A 1,042-nucleotide genomic window follows, 5' to 3' on the forward strand; every position below is an offset into this window, starting at 1 on the left:
CTACTGGCTCAAACTCTTAGATTCTCTTCAAGAGGGTGTTCCTTGGCGATAAGGCCACGCTACGCGAACCGACTGGTTGGTGATTGTCACTACAGACAGAGGTTTATACGCTGATTGGTTCTACCAAGCGATTGAACAATTGGGTTGGCATCCATTTATGCGTATTAACCATCAGGGATATTATCAATCCTCACGCCTAGCAACAATTTGTTCCTCTTTCAGAATTAATTACTCAAGTGGGGCAATCTTGGAGTGGAAGCGATGCAGCGCCGCCAAAGGGGGTTTCCCCCACTCGCGCTTTGCATCAAGACAAGGTAACTTGTTTGAAAACCAACAGTCTGTCTTGCACTCTTTTAGCTCAATGGGATTCTGGCTATGCCGATCCTTGGCTAATCGTAACAGATTTGAGTCCTCAACAAGCACAGAGAAAGTTGGTATGGTATGCGCAGTTGGATTGAATGTCAATTCATGTACATCAAACGAGGTGGTAAAGGTAGTCATCACACTAAAATGAATGACCCTGGCCAAAAGGCCACGCTACGCGAACAACGAGCAGAACGTCTCTGGTTAGCCATTGCTGTTGCTACTTTATTTTTAGTCAGTATTGGTGGAGAGGCCGAGGCGAATTTGCCAGCAAGTAGCTTACCTCCTTTGGATGAAATGAGCTCCTCCGCTCAGACAAAAGAACATCCGAGCATGCCAGAAAAGCAAATCTTATTGCTAAAAACTAATCCTACTCGATTTTTAAGTTGTTTCAGACGAGGATTTTTAAGAATTTTGGCATCTGCGATTAAGGGCATGCCTTTACCTACAGGTAGATTTATTCCCGATTTTTCTCCTGCCCCTGGATGAATCTTAAAAACATACCCTTGAAAGATCTCCCCATCTCCCCATCTCCCTACTCCCTGCTCCCTGCTCCCTGTTCCCTTTTACCATCAATCCTATTTTTACATCTGATTTAAAAACGCTATATAGTTATGACTTATCGCCGAATTAGTTATGCGGTTTGGGAAATTACTCTTAAATGCAACCTAGCTTGTCA

At 43.9% G+C, this 1,042-nt stretch carries 1 protein-coding gene; it reads left to right on the forward strand.

The features are described 5' to 3' along the window. Positions 1–468: 468 nt before the first annotated feature. The gene (locus tag F6K49_RS52640; RefSeq protein WP_293111079.1) at positions 469–852 is read left to right on the forward strand and encodes a hypothetical protein; all 384 of its coding nucleotides are present in this window, start codon (positions 469–471) and stop codon (positions 850–852) included. Positions 853–1,042 lie beyond the last annotated feature (190 nt).

The sequence above is a fragment of the Moorena sp. SIO3I6 genome, from assembly GCF_010672095.1.

What these genes read in the sequence shown, in the direction of transcription:
- F6K49_RS52640 (WP_293111079.1), top strand. Translation starts at nt 469, where the DNA reads ATGTACATCAAACGAGGTGGTAAAGGTAGTCATCACACTAAAATGAAT.